At 60.3% G+C, this 24,210-nt stretch carries 23 protein-coding genes; 12 read left to right on the top strand and 11 right to left on the bottom strand.

Annotated features, from left to right (window positions below):
- The first annotated feature begins 8 nt into the window (after positions 1-8).
- The 9 genes from mrdA to ACA053_RS25595 all read left to right on the top strand — a co-directional run bounded on the left by mrdA (position 9) and on the right by ACA053_RS25595 (position 9,562).
- Positions 9-1,904: a penicillin-binding protein 2 gene (gene mrdA / locus ACA053_RS25635; RefSeq protein WP_109635136.1), complete on the top strand. Its 1,896-nt coding sequence runs from the start codon at positions 9-11 to the stop codon at positions 1,902-1,904.
- Positions 1,905-1,935: 31 nt separating this feature from the next.
- Positions 1,936-3,039 carry a rod shape-determining protein RodA gene (rodA, locus tag ACA053_RS25630; RefSeq protein WP_162556277.1) on the top strand — a complete coding sequence of 368 codons (1,104 nt, stop codon included), beginning with the start codon at positions 1,936-1,938 and terminating at the stop codon, positions 3,037-3,039.
- 17 nt (positions 3,040-3,056) lie between these two features.
- Entirely contained in the window at positions 3,057-4,067 is a 1,011-nt protein-coding gene (mltB, locus tag ACA053_RS25625; protein WP_010467366.1) for a lytic murein transglycosylase B, read from the top strand.
- On the top strand, positions 4,067-5,080 hold the full coding sequence (locus ACA053_RS25620; protein WP_109635134.1) for a septal ring lytic transglycosylase RlpA family protein: 1,014 nt from the start codon (positions 4,067-4,069) through the stop codon (positions 5,078-5,080). The genes mltB and ACA053_RS25620 overlap by 1 nt, the downstream gene beginning before the upstream one ends.
- Positions 5,081-5,260: 180 nt before the next feature.
- On the top strand, positions 5,261-6,418 hold the full coding sequence (locus ACA053_RS25615) for a D-alanyl-D-alanine carboxypeptidase family protein (RefSeq protein ID WP_497305712.1): 1,158 nt from the start codon (positions 5,261-5,263) through the stop codon (positions 6,416-6,418).
- An 80-nt stretch (positions 6,419-6,498) separates the two neighbouring features.
- Entirely contained in the window at positions 6,499-6,774 is a 276-nt protein-coding gene (locus ACA053_RS25610) for a DUF493 domain-containing protein (RefSeq protein ID WP_008152827.1), read from the top strand.
- A complete protein-coding gene (gene lipB / locus ACA053_RS25605) occupies positions 6,774-7,421 on the top strand; it encodes a lipoyl(octanoyl) transferase LipB (RefSeq protein ID WP_109635131.1) in 648 nt (215 codons plus the stop codon). The genes ACA053_RS25610 and lipB overlap by 1 nt, the downstream gene beginning before the upstream one ends.
- A 1-nt stretch (position 7,422) precedes the next feature.
- Positions 7,423-8,448: a lipoyl synthase gene (gene lipA / locus ACA053_RS25600; RefSeq protein ID WP_109635129.1), complete on the top strand. Its 1,026-nt coding sequence runs from the start codon at positions 7,423-7,425 to the stop codon at positions 8,446-8,448.
- Positions 8,449-8,611: 163 nt separating this feature from the next.
- Complete coding sequence (locus tag ACA053_RS25595) at positions 8,612-9,562, top strand: S66 peptidase family protein (protein WP_497393981.1); 951 nt, start codon at positions 8,612-8,614, stop codon at positions 9,560-9,562.
- An 88-nt stretch (positions 9,563-9,650) separates the two neighbouring features.
- Here ACA053_RS25595 and ACA053_RS25590 read toward each other — a convergent pair whose 3' ends face one another.
- From ACA053_RS25590 to leuS, 5 genes are all read right to left on the bottom strand, one after another.
- Positions 9,651-10,973: a lytic murein transglycosylase gene (locus ACA053_RS25590; protein WP_497393980.1), complete on the bottom strand. Its 1,323-nt coding sequence runs from the start codon at positions 10,971-10,973 to the stop codon at positions 9,651-9,653.
- 62 nt (positions 10,974-11,035) lie between these two features.
- A complete protein-coding gene (gene arfA / locus ACA053_RS25585; RefSeq protein ID WP_094470475.1) occupies positions 11,036-11,200 on the bottom strand; it encodes an alternative ribosome rescue factor ArfA in 165 nt (54 codons plus the stop codon).
- A gap of 205 nt (positions 11,201-11,405) precedes the next feature.
- Positions 11,406-12,443, bottom strand: coding sequence for a DNA polymerase III subunit delta (gene holA, locus ACA053_RS25580; RefSeq protein ID WP_109635124.1), 1,038 nt, complete (start codon positions 12,441-12,443; stop codon positions 11,406-11,408).
- A 39-nt stretch (positions 12,444-12,482) separates the two neighbouring features.
- A complete protein-coding gene (locus ACA053_RS25575; protein ID WP_497313912.1) occupies positions 12,483-13,088 on the bottom strand; it encodes an LPS-assembly lipoprotein LptE in 606 nt (201 codons plus the stop codon).
- Between the two features lie 89 nt (positions 13,089-13,177).
- Positions 13,178-15,784 (bottom strand): leucine--tRNA ligase, encoded by a 2,607-nt coding sequence (gene leuS, locus ACA053_RS25570; RefSeq protein WP_497393979.1) that lies wholly within the window; start codon positions 15,782-15,784, stop codon positions 13,178-13,180.
- 279 nt (positions 15,785-16,063) lie between these two features.
- Between leuS and ACA053_RS25565 the strand changes: the two genes are divergently transcribed.
- Both ACA053_RS25565 and ACA053_RS25560 read left to right on the top strand, forming a co-directional pair.
- Positions 16,064-16,384: a hypothetical protein gene (locus tag ACA053_RS25565; RefSeq protein ID WP_109635118.1), complete on the top strand. Its 321-nt coding sequence runs from the start codon at positions 16,064-16,066 to the stop codon at positions 16,382-16,384.
- Positions 16,385-16,489: 105 nt separating this feature from the next.
- Entirely contained in the window at positions 16,490-17,257 is a 768-nt protein-coding gene (locus ACA053_RS25560; protein WP_497393977.1) for a YdcF family protein, read from the top strand.
- A 130-nt stretch (positions 17,258-17,387) separates the two neighbouring features.
- Here the strand turns inward: ACA053_RS25560 and lnt are convergent, their stop codons facing one another.
- From lnt to miaB, 5 genes are all read right to left on the bottom strand, one after another.
- Positions 17,388-18,911, bottom strand: a complete 1,524-nt coding sequence (gene lnt / locus ACA053_RS25555; RefSeq protein WP_497313906.1) for an apolipoprotein N-acyltransferase — start codon at positions 18,909-18,911, stop codon at positions 17,388-17,390.
- A 14-nt stretch (positions 18,912-18,925) separates the two neighbouring features.
- On the bottom strand, positions 18,926-19,765 hold the full coding sequence (locus tag ACA053_RS25550) for a CorC family transporter (protein WP_109635113.1): 840 nt from the start codon (positions 19,763-19,765) through the stop codon (positions 18,926-18,928).
- Positions 19,766-19,770: 5 nt separating this feature from the next.
- The gene (gene ybeY, locus ACA053_RS25545; protein WP_497393976.1) at positions 19,771-20,265 is read right to left on the bottom strand and encodes an rRNA maturation RNase YbeY; all 495 of its coding nucleotides are present in this window, start codon (positions 20,263-20,265) and stop codon (positions 19,771-19,773) included.
- Positions 20,258-21,262 (bottom strand): PhoH family protein, encoded by a 1,005-nt coding sequence (locus tag ACA053_RS25540; RefSeq protein WP_497313902.1) that lies wholly within the window; start codon positions 21,260-21,262, stop codon positions 20,258-20,260. The genes ybeY and ACA053_RS25540 overlap by 8 nt, the downstream gene beginning before the upstream one ends.
- A gap of 206 nt (positions 21,263-21,468) precedes the next feature.
- Positions 21,469-22,797: a tRNA (N6-isopentenyl adenosine(37)-C2)-methylthiotransferase MiaB gene (miaB, locus tag ACA053_RS25535; RefSeq protein ID WP_162556250.1), complete on the bottom strand. Its 1,329-nt coding sequence runs from the start codon at positions 22,795-22,797 to the stop codon at positions 21,469-21,471.
- Between the two features lie 135 nt (positions 22,798-22,932).
- Here miaB and ACA053_RS25530 point away from each other — a divergent pair, with 135 nt between their 5' ends.
- Positions 22,933-23,262, top strand: coding sequence for a DUF1820 family protein (locus ACA053_RS25530; protein WP_007894425.1), 330 nt, complete (start codon positions 22,933-22,935; stop codon positions 23,260-23,262).
- 179 nt (positions 23,263-23,441) lie between these two features.
- On the opposite strand, the gene ACA053_RS25525 is transcribed toward ACA053_RS25530, so the two are convergent.
- Complete coding sequence (locus tag ACA053_RS25525) at positions 23,442-23,996, bottom strand: tetratricopeptide repeat protein (protein ID WP_109635106.1); 555 nt, start codon at positions 23,994-23,996, stop codon at positions 23,442-23,444.
- Positions 23,997-24,210: the final 214 nt, after the last annotated feature.

Here is a 24,210-nt window from a genome sequence, read left to right as displayed (position 1 = left end):
CTGCCCTCATGCCCCAGCCGATCCGCATCAAGGACCACGAAAAAGACGCCCGTCTGGTGCGTGGCCGCGTCGTGTTCGGGGCAATTGCGGTGGTGTTGCTGATCTGCGTGCTGATCGCGCGGCTGTATTTCCTGCAGGTGATCCAGTACGAGTACCACTCGACCCTGTCGGAAAACAACCGCGTCCATGTGCAGCCGATTCCGCCGACCCGCGGGCTGATCTTCGACCGCAATGGCGTGGTGGTGGCCGATAACCGGCCCAGCTTCAGCCTGAGCATGACCCGCGAACGGTCCGGCGACTGGCAGCAAGTGCTCGACGTGATCGTCGAAGTGCTGGAACTGACACCCGAAGACCGGGTGATCTTCGAGAAGCGCATGCGTCAGGGGCGCCGGCCGTTCGAGCCGGTGCCGATCCTGTTCGAGCTGACCGAAGAGCAGATCGCCCGCATCGCGGTGAATCAGTTCCGTCTGCCGGGGGTGGAAGTGGTCGCGCAGCTGGTACGTCACTACCCGCAGGGCCCGCACTTTGCGCACTCGGTGGGCTACATGGGGCGGATCAACGAGAAAGAGCTGAAGTCGCTCGATCCGGTCAATTACAGCGGCACCCACCACATCGGTAAAACCGGGATCGAGCGTTTCTACGAGCCCGAGCTGCACGGTCAGGTGGGTTATGAAGAAGTCGAAACCAACGCTCGGGGCCGCGTATTGCGTGTGCTCAAGCGTACCGATCCGATTCCCGGCAAGGACATCGTCCTGAGCCTGGACATCAAATTGCAGGAAGCCGCCGAAGCGGCGCTCGGTGGTCGCCGTGGCGCTGTGGTAGCGCTCGATCCGAAAACCGGCGAAGTGCTGGCAATGGTCAGTGCGCCGAGTTTCGATCCGAACCTGTTCGTCACCGGCATCGGCTTCAAAGCCTATGCCGAGCTGCGCGACTCCATCGACCGGCCACTGTTCAACCGCGTGCTGCGCGGCCTCTACCCGCCGGGCTCGACCATCAAGCCGGCGGTGGCGATTGCCGGGCTGGATGCTGGTGTCGTGACTGCGTCGAGTCGGGTCTACGATCCTGGCTATTACCAGTTGCCCAATTACGACCACAAATACCGTAACTGGAACCGTACCGGTGACGGCTACGTGGACCTGGACACGGCGATCATGCGGTCCAACGATACCTACTTCTACGACCTGGCCCACAAATTGGGAATCGATCGCTTGTCGGCGTACATGAGCAAGTTCGGCATCGGCCAGAAGGTCTCGCTGGACATGTTCGAAGAGTCACCGGGGCTGATGCCGACACGGGAATGGAAGCGTGCAACCCGACGTCAGGCCTGGTACCCGGGAGAGACACTGATTCTTGGGATTGGGCAGGGCTACATGCAGTCCACGCCGTTACAGCTGGCCCAGGCCACCGCGCTGGTCGCCAACAAAGGTGTCTGGAACCGTCCGCACCTGGCCAAGACCGTCGAAGGCGAGAAGCCGAAGGACGAAAACCCGATACCGGACATCGTCCTGCGCGACCCGTCCGACTGGACCAAGGTCAATCATGGCATGCAGCAGGTGATGCACGGTGCCCGGGGTACGGCGCGCAAAGCGGCGATCGGTGCGCAATACCGCATCGCGGGTAAAAGTGGTACCGCCCAGGTGGTGGCGATCAAGCAGGGCGAGAAGTACGACCGCTCCAAGGTTCAGGAACGCCACCGCGACCACGCCTTGTTCGTCGGTTTCGCGCCGGCCGACAACCCGCAAATCGTGGTGTCGGTGATGGTCGAGAATGGCGAGTCCGGTTCCGGCGTCGCCGCGCCCGTGGTGCGTCAGATCATGGACGCCTGGCTTCTGGACCAGGACGGCCGGTTGAAGGCCGAATACGCCAGCCCTATCAGTGCGGAGGCTACGGCCCGTGAAGAGTAATTTCGATCGCATCCTCTCCAGTGAGGATGTGATGCGTCGCCGTGCGACGCTGTTGCAACGCATGCACATCGACGGCCCGTTGCTGATCCTGCTGCTGACCCTCGCCGCCGGCAGCCTGTTCGTGCTGTATTCGGCCAGTGGCAAGAGCTGGGATCTGCTGGCCAAGCAAGCCACTTCATTCGGCATCGGTCTGGTGTCGATGATCGTCATCGCCCAGTTCGAGCCGCGGTTCATGGCGCGCTGGGTGCCGGTCGGTTATGTGATCGGCGTGCTGTTGCTGGTGGTGGTAGACGTCATGGGCCACAACGCCATGGGTGCCACGCGCTGGATCAACATTCCGGGGGTGATCCGCTTCCAGCCTTCGGAATTCATGAAGATCCTGATGCCGGCGACCATCGCCTGGTACTTGTCCAAACGTACTTTGCCGCCTCAGCTCAAGCACGTCGGAGTCAGCCTGTTCCTGATCGGCTTGCCCTTCATCCTGATCGTGCGGCAGCCGGACCTCGGCACCTCGCTGCTGATTCTTGCGGGTGGCGCTTTCGTCTTGTTCATGGGTGGCTTGCGCTGGCGCTGGATCATGAGCGTGCTGGCCGCTGCCGTGCCGGTGGCGGTGGCGATGTGGTTCTTCATCATGCACGACTACCAGAAGCAGCGAATCCTGACGTTCCTTGACCCGGAGAGCGATCCGCTCGGTACGGGCTGGAACATCATTCAGTCGAAAGCCGCCATCGGTTCCGGCGGCGTGTTCGGCAAAGGCTGGCTGCTCGGCACCCAGTCGCACCTGGATTTCCTGCCGGAAAGCCACACCGACTTCATTATTGCGGTCATGGGCGAAGAGTTCGGCCTGGTGGGCATCTGCGCACTGCTGCTGATCTACCTTTTATTGATCGGTCGTGGGCTGGTGATAACCGCCCAGGCCCAGACATTGTTCGGCAAATTGCTTGCGGGCAGCCTGACCATGACGTTTTTTGTTTACGTTTTCGTCAACATCGGTATGGTCAGTGGCCTGTTGCCGGTCGTGGGGGTGCCGTTGCCGTTCATTAGCTACGGAGGAACTTCGCTGGTAACGCTGCTGTCAGCGTTTGGGGTTTTGATGTCGATCCATACCCATCGTAAGTGGATCGCGCAGGTTTGAATAAGGTGAAGATGTCAATGCAAGTAATGCGTGGCTGGGCGACTCGATACGCGCCGTGGGTCGGCCTGGTAAGCATCCTTGGCACAACGCAGGACGCGTTGGCCGGCGATTACGAAGGCTCACCCCAGGTGGCCGAATTCGTCGGTGAAATGACCCGCGACTACGGTTTTGCCGGTGAACAGCTGATGGGCGTGTTCCGCGAAGCCGAGCGCAAGCAGTCGATTCTGGACGCGATCTCGAAGCCTGCCGAACGGGTCAAGCAATGGAACGAATACCGCCCGATGTTCATCACCGACGCGCGGATCGCCCGGGGTGTGGACTTCTGGCGTCAGCACGAGGCGGTACTGGCCCGTGCCGAGCAGGAATATGGTGTGCCGGCGCAGGTGATTGTCTCGATCATCGGCGTTGAGACATTTTTCGGCCGCAATACCGGCAATTTCCGGGTGATCGACGCCTTGTCCACCCTGGGTTTCGACTATCCTCCCCGTGCCGAATTCTTCCGCAAGGAATTGCGTGAGTTCCTGTTGCTGGCCCGTGAAGAGCAGGTCGATCCGCTGACCCTCAAAGGCTCCTACGCCGGCGCAATGGGTTTGCCGCAGTTCATGCCGAGCAGTTTTCGCGCCTATGCGGTGGACTTCGATGGTGACGGCCACATCAATATCTGGACCAACCCGGACGATGCCATTGGCAGCGTCGCCAGTTATTTCAAGCGTCACGGCTGGGTCGCCGGCGAACCGGTGGTCAGCCGCGCCGATGTGCGTGGCGAGCAAGTGGATGAAGGTTTGACGACGGGCATCGAGCCGACTAAAACGGTCGGGGAGTTGCGGGCGCTGGGGTGGTCAAGTCATGATGCGCTGCGCGATGATATGCCGGTCACGGCTTTCCGCCTGGAAGGTGACAACGGCCCTGAATACTGGATGGGCCTGAAGAATTTTTACGCAATCACGCGTTATAACCGCAGCGTGATGTACGCCATGGCGGTACATCAACTGTCTGAACAGCTGGTCCAAGCACGGGGCGTCAAGTAATGCGGGCATTGCCTATGAATAAACCCCTGAAGCTGATGGCATTCGCCGCGTTGGCGGTGCTGGTCGCCAGTTGCTCGACCAGCCGCGCGCCGGCTCAGAAATCTTCATCCACCGCCGTGCGTTCGACGCCGGGGCTGGACATCAACCGTGCGCACAAAGATGGCGCACCGTGGTGGGATGTCGACGTATCGCGCATCCCGGATGCCACGCCGACCCTGCACTCGGGTCCTTACAAAGCCAACCCGTACACCGTGCTGGGCAAGACGTACTTCCCGCTGCAAGAATCCAAGACCTATGTCGCCTCGGGCACGGCGTCCTGGTACGGGACCAAATTCCACGGCCAGAACACCGCCAATGGCGAGGTGTATGACCTCTACGGCATGAGTGCCGCTCACAAGACTTTGCCACTGCCAAGTTACGTTCGGGTGACCAACCTGGACAACCACAAGAGTGTGATCCTGCGGGTCAACGATCGTGGGCCGTTCTATTCGGACCGCATCATCGACTTGTCATACGCCGCCGCGAAAAAACTCGGTTACGCCGAAACCGGCACTGCGCGGGTCAAGGTCGAAGGCATCGATCCGCAACAGTGGTGGGCACAAAAGGGCCGTCCGGCGCCTTTGATGCTCAACGAGCCGCAAGTAGCGCAAAATGCCGCGCCGACGATTACCGCTTCGGCAGGCACCGTCGAGCAATGGACGCCACCGCCGCAGCAACACGCGGCGGCCGTAGTGCCCGTGCAGATTGATGCAAAAAAAAACGCTTCTGTACCAGCCTCTGGCCAGTATCTGCAGGTGGGCGCGTTCGCCAACCCGGACGCTGCAGAGCTCCTGAGATCGAAGCTCAGCGGGATGGTGAGCGCTCCGGTGTTCATCAGCTCGATCGTGCGTAATCAACAGACGCTGCATCGGGTGCGCCTGGGGCCGATCGGCTCGCCGGGTGAAATCCAGCAAGTGCAGAACAGCGTGCGCTTGGCCAATCTCGGTTCGCCGAGCGTGGTCACCGCCGAATAATACGTAGTACTTGATTGACGGTTCACTTGCGGTTTGGGGGGTGGACCTGGTTGTTGGCTCTTGAAGAACAAAAGCCCGGCAAGGGTTCTGAGTGAGCAACTGAACACGCGATGGCCCGTTAGAAGGTCATCTGATTAGTTTTGCCTTCGGGCAGTTTCCATTAGCGATTTCGAGAGACGGATGAACATCACCACCTTTGCCAAACGCCTGTGCCTGCTAGTCCCGCTGCTCCTCTCGCCTGCCGCGTTCGCGGTCGAGATGATGCCGTCGCCACCACAACTGGCTGCTAAATCCTACGTGCTCATGGATGCCAGCAGCGGCAACGTGCTGGTCGAGAACAACGGTGACCAGCGTTTGCCGCCGGCCAGCCTGACCAAGCTGATGACCGCGTACATCGCGACCCTGGAAATCCGTCGTGGCCAGATCGGTGAAAACGATCCGGTGACTGTCAGCGAAAACGCCTGGCGTACCGGCGGTTCGCGGATGTTCATCAAGGTTGGCTCGCAGGTTACTGTCAGCGACCTGCTGCACGGCATCATCATTCAGTCGGGTAACGACGCCAGTGTTGCGCTCTCCGAGCACATCGCCGGCAGCGAAGACGCATTCGCCGACATGATGAACAAAACCGTGGCCGACCTGGGCATGACCAACAGCCACTTCATGAACCCGACCGGTCTGCCGAACCCTGAGCACTACTCGTCGGCTCACGACATGGCCGTGCTGGCTCGCGCGATCATCCACGAAGACCCGGCTCACTATGCGATCTACTCGCAGAAAGAGTTCTTCTGGAACGGCATCAAGCAGCCTAACCGCAACCTGCTGCTGTGGCGCGACAAGACCGTCGATGGTCTGAAAACCGGCCACACCGACGAAGCCGGCTACTGCATGGTGTCTTCGGCCGTACGTGATGGCATGCGCCTGATCGCCGTGGTGTTTGGCACCAACAGCGAAGTGGCCCGTGCTTCCGAAACCCAGAAGCTGCTGACCTACGGTTTCCGCTTCTTCGAAACCCAGACCTTCTATCAGAAAGGCGCCGAGCTGGCTCAGGCTCCTGTCTGGAAAGGCAGCACCAATCAAGTCAAGGCCGGCCTGGCTCAAGACCTGACCATGACCCTGCCAAAAGGCCAGCTGAAAAAGCTCGCCGCGAGCATGACCATGAATCCGCAACTGGTTGCGCCAATCGCCAAGGGCGACGTGATCGGTAAAGTCGAAGTGAAACTGGACGACAAGGTGGTGCACAGCGCTGACCTGATCGCCCTGGACGCTGTCGAGGAGGGTGGTATCTTCCGCCGCATGTGGGATAGCATCCGTCTATTCTTCTACGGCTTGTTCAACTGAATTAGTGTGGACTTGCATGGCCCCGTTCCAATCCGGAGCGGGGCCATGTCCGTTGCCACGGCTTACGAGGCCGTTACGCCATGACAGATACCGAAGTAAAGGCGCCAAAGATCGAATTCCCCTGCGCGGATTACCCAATTAAGGTGATCGGCGATACCGGCGTGGGTTTCAAGGACAAGATCATCGCGATCCTTGAGAAACACGCGACCGTTGACCACAAGACCCTGGCCGAGCGCCAGAGCACCAACGGCAAGTACACGACCATCCAGTTGCACATCATCGCCACCGGCCAAGAACAGCTGTATGACATCAACAGCGAGTTGCGGGCTACCGGTTTCGTGCACATGGTGCTGTGATGTCCGGCACGCTGGGCTTTCGCGAGCTCGGTCAGATGGCTTACGAGCCGGTCTGGCATGCCATGCAGCGGTTTACCAACGAACGCGGCAGCGATGCCGCGGACGAGATCTGGCTGGTCGAACACCCGCCGGTGTTCACGCAAGGCCAGGCCGGCAAGGCCGAGCACTTGCTGCTGCCGGGGGATATCCCGGTGGTGCAGGTTGATCGCGGTGGTCAGGTGACTTACCACGGCCCTGGCCAGCTGGTGGCCTACCTGTTGCTCGATGTGCGCAAACTGGGTTTCGGCGTGCGTGACCTTGTCACCCGCATGGAGCACTGCCTGATCGAGTTGCTGGCCAGCTACGGCGTGACCGCAGCGGCCAAGCCTGATGCGCCGGGTGTCTACGTCAACGGGGCGAAAATCGCGTCCCTGGGTTTGCGGATCCGCCACGGTTGCTCCTTTCATGGCCTGGCCCTGAACGTTGACATGAACCTGGAACCGTTTCGACGGATTAATCCCTGCGGCTACGCCGGGCTGGCGATGACCCAGCTGAGCGATCACGCAGGATCGATTGAATTTGCCGAGGTAAGTGCCCGGCTGCGCGCGCAGCTCGTCAAACACCTCGACTATGCTGAGCAGACGACCCTAACGGGCGGAATCGACTGATATGACTACTGATGCAGTGCAAACCATGATCCCGACGCTGGATGTTACCGAGCGTCCGGCCCCGCGTGCCAAGGTTGAAGCCGGCGTCAAGCTGCGCGGCGCCGAGAAGGTTGCACGCATCCCGGTGAAGATCATCCCGACCACCGAACTGCCGAAGAAACCCGACTGGATCCGCGTGCGCATCCCGGTTTCCCCGGAAGTCGACCGCATCAAGGCCCTGCTGCGCAAACACAAGCTGCACAGCGTGTGCGAAGAGGCGTCCTGCCCGAACCTGGGCGAGTGCTTCTCCGGCGGCACCGCGACCTTCATGATCATGGGCGACATCTGCACCCGTCGTTGCCCATTCTGCGACGTGGGCCACGGTCGTCCGAAGCCACTGGACGTCAACGAACCGGAAAGCCTGGCCATCGCCATCGCCGACCTGAAACTCAAGTACGTGGTGATCACCTCGGTAGATCGCGACGACCTGCGTGACGGCGGTGCCCAGCACTTTGCCGACTGCATCCGCGAGATCCGCAAGCTGTCGCCGAACGTGCAGCTCGAAACCCTGGTCCCGGACTACCGTGGCCGTATGGACGTGGCGCTGGAAATCACCGCCGCCGAGCCGCCGGATGTGTTCAACCACAACCTGGAAACCGTGCCACGCCTGTATAAGGCTGCGCGTCCGGGTTCGGACTACCAGTGGTCGCTGACCCTGCTGCAACGCTTCAAGCAGATGATGCCGCACATTCCGACCAAGTCCGGCCTGATGCTGGGGCTGGGCGAAACCGACGAAGAAGTCATCGAAGTCATGAAGCGCATGCGCGAACACGACATCGACATGCTGACCCTGGGCCAGTACCTGCAACCGTCCCGCAGTCACTTGCCGGTTCAGCGTTTCGTGCACCCGGACGTATTCGCCTGGTTCGCCGAGGAAGGTTACAAGATGGGCTTCAAGAACGTCGCTTCCGGCCCGCTGGTACGTTCCTCGTATCACGCCGACGAGCAGGCGAAGCTGGTTAAAGCTGAACTGATCTCGTCCTTGTAACAAAGCGCCCGCAAGGTTTTTCAAACCTTGCGGGCGTTTTTGTTGGCCGTGCCTACGGCCGCTACCGTCTTTTCCTGCAACCTGCGGGGCGATTGATCCTCTTCTGTTTGTCCCCGTTCCTGACTACTGTGTGCTGAAGCTTTTCGCGCAGGGAGATTCATGGATGACCGTTCGACCCACTCACACGCTGTTTCCTCACTCACCCGTTCCGGCCTTGCCTTCGCAAGGGCTGATCGGCGTCATTGCGCCCGCCGGTCCTGCCGGGCTGGACACTGACAAAGCCGTTGCCTGGATGCGCGCTCGCGGTTATGCGCTGCGGGTGTTTCCTGGGGTGTACGAGCAGGATGGCTACCTGGCCGGCAGCGACGATGTGCGGCTCAATGACTTGCACGCGGCGTTCGCCGACACCGAAGTCGACGCGATCATTTGCCTGCGTGGTGGTTACGGTACGCCGCGCCTGCTCGATCGAATCGATTTCGAGTTGCTGCAAAACAACGCCAAGCCGTTTATCGGCTACAGCGACATCACTGCGCTGCACGTGGCAATCAGCCGTTACGCCGGTTTCGTGACCTTTCACGGTCCGCTGCTCAATGCCGATTTGCTGGGCGAGAAGCAAAAGCCGACCGAGTCTTCGTTTTTCAACATGCTCAGAGGGCAGGTGAAGGCGGGCAGTGTGATTTTGCACCCTGTGGCTTTCCCGCTGACCACAATTGAGCCTGGCATTGCTCACGGGCGTTTGCTGGGGGGCAATCTGTCGATGATAGCCGCGACCATGGGCACGCCTTACGAGATGGACGCTGAGGGCGTGATTCTGCTGATCGAGGACATCAACGAGCCGCTGTATCGCATCGACCGCTTGCTGACTCATCTGCGCCTGGCTGGCACGCTGGGCAAGTTGCGCGGAGTTCTGGTGGGCGATGTGGCGGGGGTTGATGGGGTGGCGCTGGAGCGATTGCTCAAGCAGACATTCGAGTCGTTGCGGATTCCGGTGCTGGCCGGGTGGCGCAGCGGGCATTGCGATCCGAACCTGACGTTACCGATGGGCGCGTTGGTTCGATTGGATGCAGGGAAGAAGGAATTGGTGTTGGAGCAGGATGTGGTGGTCAAACGGTAGTCATTCGTCGCCTGTCAGTCTTCGCGGGCAAGCCTCGCTCCTACAGGATGGTGTGATCCCGTAGGCGCTAGGCTTGCCCGCGAAGCTTTTAACGGTTACGCAGGCCTTCAAGCAGCTTGTGCGTCGGATACCCGTCCGCCGGCCAGCCAAACGACTGCTGGGCACTGCGGATCGCTTTGCGGGTATTGGCGCCGATAATCCCGTCGGCAGTGCCCGCATCGTAGTTCTGCGCGCTCAGCAGGCTTTGCAGTTCGATCCGCTCGGTGCGGCTCAACGGCAAATCATCTTTTGGCCAGGTGCCGTTGATCAGGCCACCCCCATTGAAGCGCTCGGACAACAGGCTCACCGCCAATGCGTAAGACGACGAGTTGTTGTACTTGAGGATCGCGCGGAAGTTGTCGAGCACCAGGAACGCCGGGCCGCGATAACCGGCTGGCAGCAGCAGGGCGGCGGACAGGTGTTCGGAGCCTGCCGGAACCTGGGCACCATTGGGCAGCGAGATACCTAACTGTTGCCATTCAGCGACGCTCTTGCGAATCGTGCCGTCAGCCAGAACATAATTGAAGCTACCCGGCAGTTGCACTTCAAAGCCCCATGGTTGGCCTCTTTGCCAGCCAGAGCTTTGCAGATAGTGCGCTGTCGAGGCCAGTGCATCGGCGGGGCTGTTCCAGATGTCGCGGCGACCATCGCCATCGAAGTCCACGGCGTGGGTGTTGTAGGTGGTCGGGATAAACTGGGTCTGGCCCATGGCTCCGGCCCAGGAACCGAGCATTTTCTCCGGCTCGATATCACCTTGTTGCAGGATTTGAAGGGCGGCAATCAGTTGCGCATGAGCAAAGCCTGGACGCCGGCCTTCGTAGGCCAGGGTCGCCAGGGAGTTGATCACTGACTTGTTGCCCTGGAACTGACCGAAATTACTCTCCATGCCCCACACCGACACCAATGCCTGGCGGTCGACGCCGTAGCGCTGTTCGATGCTTTGCAGGATGTCAGCGTATTGGTTGACCAGCGCCTGACCTTTACGTACCCGCAGCGGCGACAGGGCGCCGTCGAGGTATTCCCACACCGGACGGGAAAATTCGGGCTGGCTGCGATCGGCGCGGATCACGCTGTTGTCGAGGCTGACATTGGCGAACGCGCGGTCGAACAGATCGGCGCGAATGCCGGCGGCCAGCGCATCTTTGCGAAAGCCCGCCTGCCATTCGGCGAAGGTCTGGGTGGGTTGGATGTCGAGGTTTTCACCGGTCGGCACCACGGGCGGAATGACCGCAGGGGCTGTCGCGACGGGAAGGGTTTGAAGCGGCTGGGCGTCAGCGGCGGTCGGTTTTTCCGCGCAGGCGACAAGCAAAATGAGGCTGGAGGCAGCGATCAGTTGGCGCAGGGGCCAACGACGGGAAATACAAAGGGGCATGCACAGGTCCAGGGAATACGAATCAGGTGCAGACCTTAACATGTTGAGCGATGGCTTGCCTTTCAGGCCGCCAGAAAGTAAGAAGCCTCCCAGCTATTAGACTGGAAGGCTTCGCGGCGGTAGCTGCCTTTGCCCTTTCCGGCTCGTTCCTGACGGCTGCGGAACAGTGGCTGGGCGATGATGGATTTGGCCTTGTTGGGGCCATTTTTGGATGGCTTTTTGCTCATGATCGGATCTCTCGGATGAGTGGGTTTTGCGGGGGAAATAATCTGCTGAAGTTGGAGGGCTGTCTAGTCCCCGTATTGCGTAGGCAATGATATCTGTGGCGAGGGAGCTTGCTCCCGTTGGACTGCGCAGCGGTCCCCTGCTTTCAGGGATAAGCGGGGTCGCTTCGCAACCCAGCGGGAGCAAGCTCCCTCGCCACAAAAAACCTTACTCCGCAGGCAACGTCAGCCGTTGGCCCGCCATCAGCAACGACAACCGACTGAGACTCATCCATGGCGAACCCGCCGCCTGACCCTTGATCTGCGCATCAATACGCTGCGCTTCCAGCAACAACTGCGCCCAGCGTTGCGCCGGATAGCGTTGCAGGGCTTTGCTCATCAGCGGTTTGCGCTTGTCCCAGACCGGCGGTCGGGCCTGGCTGAAAGCTTTGTCCAGCGGCACGCCCTGGCTGTATTGCAGCGAAAGGTTGGCCAGCAGACGCAGCTCCCGGGCCAGCGCCCAGAGAATCACCGGGGGTTCGACGCCTTCCCCGCGCAGCCCTTCGAGGATGCGCAGGGCATGGGCGGCTTCGCCGTTGAGAATCGCGTCGGTCAGGCCAAAGACATCGAAGCGCGCACTGTCGGCCACCGCCGCTTGCACGGTTTCGACGGTGATCTGGCCACCTTCGGCCATCAGCTTGAGTTTTTCGATTTCCTGGGCGGCGGCCAACAGGTTGCCTTCGACCCGCGCGGCAATCAGTTCCACGGCGTCCTGGCTGGCGGAAAGCCCGGCCTGGGACAACCGTTGACGAATCCAGCTCGGCAACTGGTTGGCATCCACCGGCCAGATCTGCACGAACTGCGTCTGCTGTCCTTCGACCAGCGCCTTGCCCCACTTGGTTTTCTGCGCACTGCCATCCAGCTTGGGCAGGCTGATCAGCAGCACCGTGTCTTCGGCTGGGCGCGAGCAGTATTCGATGAACGCAGCGGCGCCCTTGTCACCGGGTTTGCCGGACGGCAGACGCAGCTCCAGCAGGCGCTTTTCGGCGAACAGCGACATGCTCGCGCCGGCTTGCAGCAACGTCCCCCAGTCAAAGCTGGCGTCGGCGGCGAAGACCTGGCGTTCGTCAAAACCCTGTTGGCGAGCGGCGGCACGAATGGCGTCGGCGGCTTCCTGACACAGCAGCGGGTCATCGCCACTGATGATGTAGATAGGCGCGAGGGTGCCTTGCAGGTGCTTGGCGAGTTGGGCGGGGGCGAGTTTCATAAGAAAGGGCGAACGGGGCGCCTGGGCGCCCCGTAAGTCTTATTGCTGCGGGATTTCGATGGGTGACTGACGCGGGGTTTCCGCTTCAGCTTTCTGCGCCGCTTCCAGTGCCTGGGCTTCGGCTTTTGCCTTGGCGTCGGCGGTCTGTTGCAGTTGCTCCAACTGAGTCGGAGAGAGCTGTGACAGGCGCAGCATCATGCGTTGAACCAACTCGCGACGGGTTTCTGTGCGAGCCGTATTGGCTTCCTGGTCGGAACCCACCAGGTTGTTGCCATCGTGGATGAAGATCTTCTGCACTTCGAGCTTGTCGCTCAGCAGCGGCAGGCCTTGCGCACCCCGGATGTCGTAGCTCAACACGGTGCTCACCTGATATTCGCCAGTACGGCCGGCACCGGCGTAGCTGAGGATGCGCTGGCTTTCCTGCTCATCCGTTAACACAAGCTTGTACGGCGCTCCGGTGTAAACCTTGACGCCGCTGCTTTGCAGCACTTGACGCAATTGCGTCACGGTTTCGCCGTAGGCGTTGCGGGCGCTCAGATCGAGCTCCTTGATCGCCAGTTCATTGGTGCCGGTGCCGCGCAGCTGGAAACCGCAGGCGCTCAACAGGACCGCAAGGCCCATCACCAGCAAATTGCGTTTGATCATCTTGTTGCTCCCCTTGAAACCATGTGGGCCGACCGTGCGGCCCGAAAGGTTTTACTCGGCGCCAGGCTCACCTGGCGCCTGATCCAATTTTAGCTGGCGACGATATTGACCAGTTTCCCGGGCACTACGATCACTTTACGAATAGTCAGGCCGTCGACAAAGCGCAGCACGTTCTCGTTGACCCGGGCAGCGGCTTCGACTTCTTCGCGAGTCGCGGTGGCCGGCATTTCGATCTGGCCGCGCAGCTTGCCGTTGACCTGGATGACCAGCGTCAGGCTGTCCTGCACCAGCGCGGTTTCGTCCACCACCGGCCAACCGGCGTCGATCACCGGGCCAGCGTGACCCAGTTGATGCCACAGCTCGTGGCTGATGTGCGGGGTGATCGGAGCCAGCAGCAACGTCACGGCTTCCAGACCTTCGTGAACCAGTGCGCGATCCTGTTCGGTGCCTTGCGCGGCTTTTTCCAGCACGTTCATCAGCGTCATCACCTGGGCGATGGCGGTGTTGAATTTGTGGTTCTGGCCGACGTCGTGGCTGGCCTGCTTGATGGCCAGGTGGATCGAACGGCGAATGGCTTTCTGCTCGTCGTTCAGGCTGGCGACGTCCAGTTTACCCGGCAAGCCCTGAGTGACGTGCGCTTGAGCCAGGCGCCAGACGCGTTTGAGGAAGCGGTGCGAGCCCTCGACGCCGGAGTCGGACCATTCCGCGCTCATGTCAGGTGGCGAGGCGAACATCATGAACAGACGGCAGGTGTCTGCGCCGAACTGGTCGATCATCGACTGTGGGTCGACGCCGTTGTTCTTCGACTTGGCCATCTTCTCGGTGCCGCCGATTTCCACCGGCAGGCCGTCTGCGATCAGCTTGGCGCTGATGACCTTGGCCTTGCTGTCGCGTTCGAGTTCGACGTCCGCCGGGTTGAACCAGGTGTAAGCACCATTGGCTTCGCGACGATAGTAAGTCTCGGCGATCACCATGCCCTGGGTCAGCAGGTTCTTGAACGGCTCGTTGGAGCTCACCAGGCCTTCGTCGCGCATCAACTTGTGGAAGAAGCGCGCGTACAGCAGGTGAAGAATCGCGTGTTCGATACCGCCGATGTATTGATCCACCGGCAACCAGTGGTCAGCCGCCGATTTTTCTACCAGGCCGCCTTCATAGTGTGGCGAGGCGTAACGGGCGTAGTACCACGACGACTCGACGAAGGTGTCCATGGTGTCGGTTTCACGCTTGGCCGGTGCGCCGCATTTCGGGCAAGCGCACTCGTAGAACTCAGGCATGCGCGCCAATGGCGAACCGGCGCCATCCGGCACCACGTCTTCCGGCAGTACGACAGGCAGTTGATCTTCCGGGACCGGCACATCACCGCAGGTGGTGCAGTGGATGATCGGGATCGGGCAGCCCCAATAGCGCTGGCGGCTGATGCCCCAGTCGCGCAGGCGGAACTGGGTGCGCGAGGCGCCGAGGTTTTTCTTGATCAGCGCGACTTCAATGGCGTCGAACGCGCCTGCGAAGTCGAGGCCGTCGAATTCACCGGAGTTGATCAGCGTGCCGTGCTCGCCGTAAGCGTCCTGCCATGGAGCCGGGTTGGTATCACCGGAACTGGTGCGTACCACGGACTTGATTGGCAGGTCGTACTTGGTGGCGAACTCGAAATCACGTTCGTCGTGAGCCGGTACAGCCATCACCGCGCCATCGCCGTAATGCATCAGCACGTAGTTGGCGACCCATACCGGGAGTTTCTCACCGGTCAGCGGGTGCTCGACGAACAGCGAGGTCGGCAGGCCTTTTTTCTCTTGGGTGGCGACGTCGGCTTCGGCAACGCTGCCGCCTTTGCATTCAGCGATGAACGCTTGCAGCTCAGGGTTGTTCTGCGCGGCCAGGGTGGCCAGTGGGTGTTCGGCGGCCACGGCGACGTAGGTCGCGCCCATCAGGGTGTCTGGACGGGTGGTGAAGACTTTCAGCGCACCGGCTTCGCCGATGGAGTCGACGTTGTACGGGAACTGCACTTCCATGCCGCGGGATTTGCCGATCCAGTTGCGCTGCATGGTCTTGACCTGTTCAGGCCAGCCAGTCAGTTCGTCGAGGCTCTCCAGCAGCTCATCCGCGTAGGCGGTGATCTTGAAGTAGTACATCGGGATTTCGCGCTTTTCGATCAGCGCGCCGGAACGCCAGCCGCGGCCGTCGATTACTTGTTCGTTGGCCAGGACGGTCTGGTCGACCGGGTCCCAGTTCACGGTGCCGCTTTTCTTGTAGATCACGCCTTTTTCGAACAGGCGAGTGAACAGCCATTGTTCCCAGCGGTAGTAATCAGGCTTGCAGGTGGTCACTTCGCGGGACCAGTCCACCGCCAGGCCCAGGCTGCGCAGCTGGGTTTTCATGTAGGCGATGTTTTCGTAGGTCCACTTGGCGGGCGCTACGTTGTTCTTCATCGCGGCGTTTTCCGCCGGCATGCCGAAGGCGTCCCAACCCATGGGTTGCAGGACGTTCTTGCCTTGCATGCGCTGGTAGCGGGAGATCACGTCGCCGATGGTGTAGTTGCGCACGTGCCCCATGTGTAGCTTGCCGCTGGGGTAAGGGAACATCGACAGGCAGTAGAACGTCTCCTTGCCTGGCTGTTCACTGACTTCAAAGGACTTTTGCTCGTCCCAGAACGACTGGGCGGCGGCTTCGATTTCACGGGGCTGATATTGTTCGTGCATGGCTACTTTTGAACTGAATAGGGGTGGCCTAATCCTCTTCAATGCAACGCTGGACGGTGACGACGCCAAATCGGCGTTTCGGTGCCCACGCGAGCTGGAAGTGGAGTTACAGGAAGCGCCGTAGCATACATGACCGCACTCTACCGAGGGAAACCCTGATTACTGCCGCGCGTCTTGTGAAAACCGCCGCGAGGGCCGTTGGTCGCGGCATCCAGCCGGTTTGTTCATGGAAGCTAAGCTCTAAATGGGGAGCGAGTCTTATCTTCAATGAGGTGAGGGATGGTTGAGTCACAGAAAAAAGTCACGAAACCGCAGCTGTATGAAAGACTGATCGATCGTCTGGGGATGGCCCTGGACGCAGCTAAAACCGCGGACCGGCTACGCGATGAGCGTCCCCTGGAGCTGGAACTGCGTGGGTTGAGCCCCGCAGAGTTTGCACTGGTCAAAGCCTATCTGGACCGCAGTGAACGTGAGACGCACGGATGCTTGTCTGCAGCAGTGAAGCAACTCGACGCACCACGTTCGGCCAAGATCATCTGGCTCAAGGACAAGGCACCTGGCAGGGACGCGGAAAAGGTCCGGTCTCTGCAGTTCAAATAACGACTGCAAGCCATGTCCCATGGCTTTTTAAAGCATAGTCCTTCCGCACTTGTTGTCGCATTGCGTCAACCCACTTAGGCTTCGGGCATCTTTTGGAGATGCTCGATGCCTTTTCGCTATTTCGTGAAACAACTTCTATTGCCTCCCGGCATTCTTTTGCTGTTGCTGATACTTGCGTGGTGGTTGCGCCGCTCTAGGCCGAGGCTTGCGGCGGTTTGCTTTACCTTGGGTTTCGGCGGCTTCCTGTTAATGAGTTTGCCGGTGGTGGTGCAGTGGGGCGCCAAGGCGCTGGAAAGTGAGCCGCCACTGGCACGGGAGGAATGGGCCACCCTGAACCAGCGCGCGGATGCGATTGTGCTGCTGGGTTCCGGGCGTGAGCGTGGCGATATTGCCTGGGGGGTTGATCAGCCGACAGGTATAGGTCTGGAGCGCGAACGGTATGCGGCGCGGCTGGCCAAGGCATCCGGGTTGCCCATTCTCACCAGCGGCGGCCTGCATTACGGTACACCGCCCACCGAAGCGAAGTTGATGGCGGATTCGTTGCTCGATGATTTCGGCGTGACCGTGCGCTGGCAGGAAGGGCGCAGCCGCACGACGTGGGAGAACGCGCAGTTCAGCGCCGAGGTGTTGTTGCCGCAGGGCATCAAGCGGGTAGTGGTGGTCACACAGGCCTGGCACATGCCGCGATCGGTCTGGAGTTTTGAACAGGCAGGGTTTGAAGTGGTGCCAGCGCCGGTGGGTTTTTTAGGCGTGGACAATGCCCGGCCGCTGGGCGGCTGGATGCCGGAATTCAAATCGATCTGGCAGAGCGGGCAGTTGTTGAATGAGGCAGTGGGGCAGATCGGGTATTCGCTGTTTTACCGACAGAAATAATCGATACCTGTGGCGAGGGGATTTAGCGAAACGTCGCACCGCCCCGTTGGACTGCGCAGCAGGCCCATTTTTCAGGGCTGCTCCGCATCCCAACGGGGATAAATCCCCTCGCCACAAAAGCTCGTCAGTCTCAGACGGTCTTGGCCATCCGGCTCGCCACCAGTGCCCAGCCAAACAACAACACACAAACGATGATCAACGGCCACGAACGCCATTCCAGGTAAGGCGTCAGGTTGTGCATCGGCACGACTTCGCCGTACAGGATGCCGCGTTCAAACTGTGGGATTTGCACCGTGATCTGCCCGAACGGGTTGATCAGGCCGGTCACGCCGTTGTTGGTGGCGCGGATCATCCAGCGGCCGGCCTCGAGCGCGCGCATCTGCGCCATCTGCAGATGTTGCAGCGGACCGATGGAGGTGCCGAACCAGGTGTCGTTGCTGATGGTCAGCAGCAAATCACTGCGAGCTGCCAGACTGGCGGCGAATTCCGGGTAGACCACTTCGTAGCAGATGAATGGCGCGATCTGATAACCCTTGGCTTGCAGCATGGGCTGGTCTGCCGGGCCACGGGCAAAGTCAGACATCGGCAGGTCGAAAAACGCGATCAGCCCGCGCAGCACGTCCTGCAACGGAACGTATTCGCCAAAAGGCACCAGCTTTTGCTTGAGGTAGGTGCCATCGCCTTCACCAAGCACGGTAATGCCGTTGAAAAAGCGTTTCTCATGGCGGACTTCCTGGCGGATCGGGACGCCGGTAATCAGCGCAGATTTACGCTCTGAGGCGAAATTCCCCATCATGTTCAGGTAGCCCTCGGCGGACTCTTTGAGCACCGGGACGGCCGTTTCCGGCCAGATCAGCAAGTCGACTGGCTTGGAGCTGAGGCTCATGTCGCGGTACAACGCCAGCTGCGCGTTGAGCTGCGCCGGGTCCCACTTCATGCTTTGTTCGATATTGCCCTGAATGGCCGCGACGCTCAGCGCCGGGCCCGCCGGGCTGGTCCAGGCGTGTTCCTTCAAGGCCATGCCGGCCACCCAAGGGCCGACCAGCAGCAACACGCCTGCGGCGATGAAGCCTTTGCGGCCCGTGCGCACCAGACGTATTGAGTTGTAGATCAGCGCAGCCGTCAGGGCCAGGGTGAAGGAAATCAGCCACATCCCGCCGACGGGGGCGAGCCCGGCCAGCGGGCCGTCGAGCTGGCTGTAACCGGAGTAGAGCCACGGGAAACCGGTGAGAAACCAGCCGCGAAACGCTTCCTGGCCGACCCACAGCGCTGCAAACGCCAAGGCATCCGCCAGCGGTGCTTCGTTACGACGCAGCCAGCGCGCCCAGATCCAGGCGGGCAGGGCGAAGAACCAGGCAATCGCCGCCGTGAAGATCAGCATCAGGAAACCGGCCAGCAACACCGAAGCGCCGCCGAAGTGGTGGATGCTGTAATAGATCCAGCTGGTGCCGGCGCCAAACAGGCCGAAACCGAAACACCAGCCACGGCCCAAGGCCTGACGAGGACTCAGTTCGCGCAAGCCGGCATAAAAGAAGCCGACCGCCAGCAATGCCAACGGCCAGATATCGAACGGCGCCAGGGCCAGGGTGGTGAGTGCACCGGCCGCCACGGCCAGCAGGTTACCGGGCCAGCCGGGGCGGGTCATACGATGCATTTCAATCCTTAGAATTACCGGGCAATAGGCGTCAGGCGAAGCAAGTGAATCCGACGGCTGTCGGCGTTCAGGATGCGGAAGCGATAAGGACCGATTTCAGTGATTTCGTTGCGTTTTGGCAAGTGCCCGAACGCGCTCATCACCAGGCCGCCAACGGTGTCGAACTCGTCGTTGGAGAATTCGCTGTCGAAGAACTCGTTGAAGTTCTCGATCGGCGTGAGGGCCTTGATCAGGAAGTCACCGCTTGGAAGCGGCTTGATGTAGCTGTCTTCCTCGACGTCGTGCTCGTCTTCGATGTCGCCGACGATCTGTTCCAGCACGTCTTCGATGGTCACCAAGCCCGCCACACCGCCGTATTCGTCAATGACGATGGCCATGTGGTTGTGATTGGCGCGGAACTCACGCAGCAGCACGTTCAGACGCTTGGACTCGGGCACGAAGGTGGCCGGACGCAGCAGATCCTTGATGTTGAAGCTGTCGCCATTCTCCTTGAGGATCAATGGCAGCAAGTCCTTGGCCAGCAACACGCCCATCACGTCATCGTGGCTTTCGCCGATGACAGGGTAACGGGAGTGAGCCGAGTCGACCACGGCAGGCAGGAACTCGCGAGGTGTCTGGGTCGCCTTGATGCTGATCATCTGCGAGCGCGGGACCATGATGTCCCGTACTTGCAGGTCAGCGACCTGAATGGCGCCTTCGACGATGGCCAGCGCTTCGCTGTCCAGCAGTTTGTTTTGGTGTGCGTCGCGCAGCAGCTCCAGCAGCTCCTGGCGGTTCTTCGGCTCGTGGGCAAAAGCCTGGGTGAGCTTACCCAGCCAAGACTTTTGCCCGTTGCTCGATCGATCTTCGCTCATAGCGATTACTCTGAATCCTTTGTTGTCACGGGAGGGGTTGTGTCTGTTTCGTCGTCTTCATAAGGGTCGGGATAGCCCAACTCGGCAAGCAACGTTCGTTCCAGTGCTTCCATTTCTTTGGCTTCGTCGTCATCTATATGGTCGTAACCCAACAGATGCAAGCTGCCGTGAATCACCAGATGCGCCCAATGGGCCTTTAGTTCCTTGCCTTGCTCGGCGGCTTCGCGTTCGACCACGGCCACGCAAATCACCAGATCGCCCAGCAGTGGGATATCCAGAAACTCGTCAGGCACATCGGCAGGAAACGACAGGACGTTGGTGGCGTAATCCTTCTGCCGCCAGGTGTGGTTCAGCTCGCGGGCCTCTTCTTCATCGACCAAACGGATGGTCATTTCAGAGTCGGCGGTGCGCTGGCGCAGGGCCAGTTCGCACCATTGGCGGAACTCGGCTTCGCTCGGGGCAGACGCTTGGGTAGCCAGTTGCAGATCAAGCTCAAGCATCGCGGCGACTGTCCTTTGGCGTTTCGTCTACCACGCGATTCTCGAAGCGCTCGTAGGCTTCGACGATGCGTTGCACCAGCGGATGGCGCACAACGTCCTTGGGCATGAAATGGGTGAAACTGATGCCCGGAACGTCTTTGAGCACTTCGATCACATGGTGCAGCCCGGACTTGGTGCCTTTCGGCAGGTCGACCTGGGTGATGTCACCGGTGATGACGGCTGTGGAGCCGAAGCCGATCCGGGTCAGGAACATCTTCATCTGTTCGACGGTGGTGTTCTGGCTTTCGTCGAGGATGATGAAACTGTTGTTCAGCGTGCGACCGCGCATGTAGGCCAGTGGAGCCACTTCGATGACCTGGCGCTCGATCAGCTTGGCCACGTGTTCAAAACCGAGCATCTCGTAGAGAGCGTCGTAGAGCGGGCGCAGGTACGGGTCGATCTTCTGCGACAGGTCGCCGGGCAGGAAGCCGAGCTTTTCGCCCGCTTCAACCGCCGGGCGCACCAGCAGGATGCGACGGATCTGCTCGCGTTCGAGCGCGTCGACCGCGCAGGCAACGGCCAGATAGGTCTTGCCGGTACCGGCCGGGCCAATGCCGAAATTGATGTCGTTGCCGAGAATTTCCTTCACGTAGCGCAGCTGATTCAAGCCACGAGGGCGAATCATGCCTTTTTTGGTGCGCAGGGCCACGGAGGGTTCGGACGGGGAAACGTTGTCCAGTTCTTCGACGGCCGATTCCTGCAGGAACAGGTGAACCATGTCCGGCGACAGCTCGGTACCCTTGGTTTCCCGGTACAGGCGGCGCAGGAGGTTTTCCGCGGAGGTGGTGTGCTTGGGGTCGCCGATCAGCTCGAACTGGTTTCCGCGGTTGCGGATCTCGATGGTCAGGCGCTGTTCGATCAAGCGCAGATGCTCGTCGAACTGCCCGCACAGATTGGCGAAGCGGCGGGCCTCAAAGGGCTCGAGAATAAAACGATGTGGTTCTATGGGTGCGTTCAAGGTCGTATTTAGCCGCCCTGGGGCAATTAAGATGAAATCAAGGATAACGCCAGTGGGCTGGGTGCGAAAGCTCTTAAATAATCCAGCGCCAAACACCGTCCCCCTGTGGGAGCGGGCTTGCTCGCGAATGCGGTCTGTCAGTCACATAGATGTTGGATGTGCCGACGCTTTCGCGAGCAAGCCCGCTCCCACAGGGGAGATATGGGTTACTGGACCAGCGAGCCCCGCAGCGAGTGCGGCTGTGCGGCATCGATGTGCACATCGGCGAACTGGCCGATCAAGGTCGGATTGTCGCAGCGGAAGTTGACGATACGGTTATTCTCGGTCCGACCTTGCAGCTCGCCGGGGTCTTTTTTCGAATAATCGGTGACCAGAATCCGCTGGATCGACCCGACCATTTGTCGGCTGATCTCGAAACCCTGCTGGTTCAAGCGATGTTGCAGCGCGTTCAGGCGTTCCTTTTTCAACTCTTCCGGCGTTTCGTCGGCCAGATCGGCGGCCGGAGTGCCCGGACGCTGGCTGTAGACGAAGGAGTAGGAGAAGTCGAAACCGACGTCTTCGATCAGCTTCATGGTCTGTTCAAAGTCTTTCTCGGTCTCGCCCGGGAAGCCAACGATGAAGTCCGAGCTGATGCAGATCCCCGGCACGGCGGCGCGCAATTTGCGCAGTTTGGATTTGTACTCCAACGCGGTGTGGTTGCGTTTCATCGCCGAGAGAATGCGGTCTGAACCCGATTGCACCGGCAAGTGCAGGTGTTTCACCAGTTCCGGCACGTCGGCGTGGGCCTGGATCAGGCTGTCCGAGAATTCCAGCGGATGTGAGGTGGTGTAGCGGATCCGGTCGATGCCATCGACGGCGGCTACCACGCGGATCAGTTCGGCGAGATCCGCCAGGCGACCATCGTGAGTGGTCCCGCGATAACCGTTGACGTTCTGACCCAGCAGCGTCACTTCCCGCACACCGTTTTCGGCCAGGTGCATGATTTCGGCAATCACGTCATCAAACGGTCGGCTGACTTCTTCGCCACGGGTGTAAGGCACCACGCAGAACGTGCAGTACTTGCTGCAGCCTTCCATGACCGACACGTAGGCACTTGGACCGTCGATACGCGGCTCGGGCAAATGGTCGAATTTTTCGATTTCCGGGAACGAGACGTCGACTTGCGGCAGCTTGGTGGCGCGCGCGGCGTCGATCATTTCCGGCAGGCGGTGCAGGGTTTGCGGGCCGAAGACCACGTCCACGTACGGGGCGCGATCGCGGATGGCCGCGCCTTCCTGGCTGGCCACGCAACCGCCGACGGCGATTACCATGTCCGGGTTGGCCAGTTTCAGTTCGCGCCAGCGGCCGAGTTGGGAGTACACCCGGTCCTGGGCGCGTTCGCGGATCGAGCAGGTGTTGAGCAGGATCACGTCGGCATCTTCAGCGCGAGCGGTGACTTCCAGGGCCTGATGTTCACCCAGCAGATCGACCATGCGCGAGCTGTCGTACTCGTTCATCTGGCAACCGTGGGTTTCGATGTAAAGCTTCTTGGCCATGGATACAGTCATCACGTGATTCAAAGAACCGCGCATTATAGGGAACATGTCCCCAGGTTCCTACCGCTGTGCGTCCGGCGGCTATGCTATAGTTCGCGCCCTCATTTTTATCCCCCAATGTGTTGCCCGCCCACCATGACCAAACGTGAAGCCCCAATCTACAAGGTGATTTTCCTCAACCAGGGCCAGGTGTACGAAATGTATGCCAAGCAGATCTATCAAAGTGATCTGTGGGGCTTCCTGGAAGTGGAAGAGTTCGTCTTTGGCGAGCGTACGCAAGTGGTCGTCGATCCGAGCGAAGAGAAGCTCAAGGCTCAGTTCGAGGGCGTGGTGCGCAGTTTCGTGCCGATGCATTCGATTGTGCGCATCGACGAAGTGGAACGCCTCGGCACACCGAAAATCAGCGAAGCCCGCGGCGCGGTCGGCAATGTCATGCCGTTTCCGATGCCGATGCCTGAGAAGTAAGCAGGAAAGCTTTTGAAATGAACTGGGTTGTTTGTGGCGAGGGAGCTTGCTCCCGCTGGGGCGCGAAGCGGCCCTAAACTCTGCAAACACCGTTTTTCTGATTCACCGCATTGTTTGACGTTACGACTGCTGCGCAGCCGAGCGGGAGCAAGCTCCCTCGCCACAGGGGCCTGCGTCAATCAGGGCAGTGGCGAAAACGGCGTACGCCCATCGGCGCTCTGCAATTCCATCAGGTATTTACGGAATATTTGCCCCAGCACCTGGGTAGCGACTTCCAGATCTTCGCGCGGCATCTTCTCGGCGACTTCATCCGCCGTATCCAGCGCATCTTCAGCGCCGTTGACCGCGGCCATTTTCAGCACGATATACGCCTGAACGTTATTGGCCGGCACGCCTTCGCCGTGAAAGAACATGGTGCCAAGTTTGAATTGCGCCTGGGCGTGGCCTTGCAGCGAGGCCTTTTCGAAGTAGCCCAGGGCTATTTTGAGGTCGCGCGGGGTGTTTTTGCCGTCGTAGTAGAACTCACCCAACTCGTATTGCGCTTGCGCATCCCCTTCATCCGACGCTTTCTGGCAGGCGGCGAGCGCTTGCGTCAGGTCTTGCGGCTGAGTATTGAGGGTGCAGCGACCCATCGCTGGGATTAACAACGAGTTGCCGCCTGCTTGTGCGAGCGCGAGCAGGGGCTGAAGGAGCAACAGGCAGCCCAGTGCAAGGGCGCGGCCGGTGCGGTTCATGGGAATCGACTTACCTCTGAAGGGCGCGCGGACCCATCGAGGGGATCCAATAAGCGCGCATTATGAAATAAGCAGGGCCAACCTTACAAAGTCTTTACTCGTTTTTCTGCTGCGCGGGGAATATATCGCCCCATTTACGGGGGATTATTAGCAGAACCGTAGGAATAAGGGTGTAAATCCAGGTGAAAGCTGACGCTGGCAATCGCCAGTGTCA

This window comes from Pseudomonas sp. LBUM1672, assembly GCF_059695655.1.
Note: the sequence above shows the minus strand (reverse complement) of the source record. Positions and strands in the feature narration are given on the sequence as shown.

Excerpts from the sequence above, each read along its gene's own strand:
- mrdA (WP_109635136.1), top strand. The coding sequence starts at position 9 with ATGCCCCAGCCGATCCGCATCAAGGACCACGAAAAAGACGCCCGTCTG.
- rodA (WP_162556277.1), top strand. The coding sequence starts at position 1,936 with ATGCGTCGCCGTGCGACGCTGTTGCAACGCATGCACATCGACGGCCCG.
- mltB (WP_010467366.1), top strand. The coding sequence starts at position 3,057 with ATGCAAGTAATGCGTGGCTGGGCGACTCGATACGCGCCGTGGGTCGGC.
- ACA053_RS25620 (WP_109635134.1), top strand. The coding sequence starts at position 4,067 with ATGCGGGCATTGCCTATGAATAAACCCCTGAAGCTGATGGCATTCGCC.
- ACA053_RS25615 (WP_497305712.1), top strand. The coding sequence starts at position 5,261 with ATGAACATCACCACCTTTGCCAAACGCCTGTGCCTGCTAGTCCCGCTG.
- ACA053_RS25610 (WP_008152827.1), top strand. The coding sequence starts at position 6,499 with ATGACAGATACCGAAGTAAAGGCGCCAAAGATCGAATTCCCCTGCGCG.
- lipB (WP_109635131.1), top strand. The coding sequence starts at position 6,774 with ATGTCCGGCACGCTGGGCTTTCGCGAGCTCGGTCAGATGGCTTACGAG.
- lipA (WP_109635129.1), top strand. The coding sequence starts at position 7,423 with ATGACTACTGATGCAGTGCAAACCATGATCCCGACGCTGGATGTTACC.
- ACA053_RS25595 (WP_497393981.1), top strand. The coding sequence starts at position 8,612 with ATGACCGTTCGACCCACTCACACGCTGTTTCCTCACTCACCCGTTCCG.
- ACA053_RS25590 (WP_497393980.1), bottom strand. The coding sequence starts at position 10,973 with ATGCCCCTTTGTATTTCCCGTCGTTGGCCCCTGCGCCAACTGATCGCT.
- arfA (WP_094470475.1), bottom strand. The coding sequence starts at position 11,200 with ATGAGCAAAAAGCCATCCAAAAATGGCCCCAACAAGGCCAAATCCATC.
- holA (WP_109635124.1), bottom strand. The coding sequence starts at position 12,443 with ATGAAACTCGCCCCCGCCCAACTCGCCAAGCACCTGCAAGGCACCCTC.
- ACA053_RS25575 (WP_497313912.1), bottom strand. The coding sequence starts at position 13,088 with ATGATCAAACGCAATTTGCTGGTGATGGGCCTTGCGGTCCTGTTGAGC.
- leuS (WP_497393979.1), bottom strand. The coding sequence starts at position 15,784 with ATGCACGAACAATATCAGCCCCGTGAAATCGAAGCCGCCGCCCAGTCG.
- ACA053_RS25565 (WP_109635118.1), top strand. The coding sequence starts at position 16,064 with ATGGTTGAGTCACAGAAAAAAGTCACGAAACCGCAGCTGTATGAAAGA.
- ACA053_RS25560 (WP_497393977.1), top strand. The coding sequence starts at position 16,490 with ATGCCTTTTCGCTATTTCGTGAAACAACTTCTATTGCCTCCCGGCATT.
- lnt (WP_497313906.1), bottom strand. The coding sequence starts at position 18,911 with ATGCATCGTATGACCCGCCCCGGCTGGCCCGGTAACCTGCTGGCCGTG.
- ACA053_RS25550 (WP_109635113.1), bottom strand. The coding sequence starts at position 19,765 with ATGAGCGAAGATCGATCGAGCAACGGGCAAAAGTCTTGGCTGGGTAAG.
- ybeY (WP_497393976.1), bottom strand. The coding sequence starts at position 20,265 with ATGCTTGAGCTTGATCTGCAACTGGCTACCCAAGCGTCTGCCCCGAGC.
- miaB (WP_162556250.1), bottom strand. The coding sequence starts at position 22,797 with ATGGCCAAGAAGCTTTACATCGAAACCCACGGTTGCCAGATGAACGAG.
- ACA053_RS25530 (WP_007894425.1), top strand. The coding sequence starts at position 22,933 with ATGACCAAACGTGAAGCCCCAATCTACAAGGTGATTTTCCTCAACCAG.
- ACA053_RS25525 (WP_109635106.1), bottom strand. The coding sequence starts at position 23,996 with ATGAACCGCACCGGCCGCGCCCTTGCACTGGGCTGCCTGTTGCTCCTT.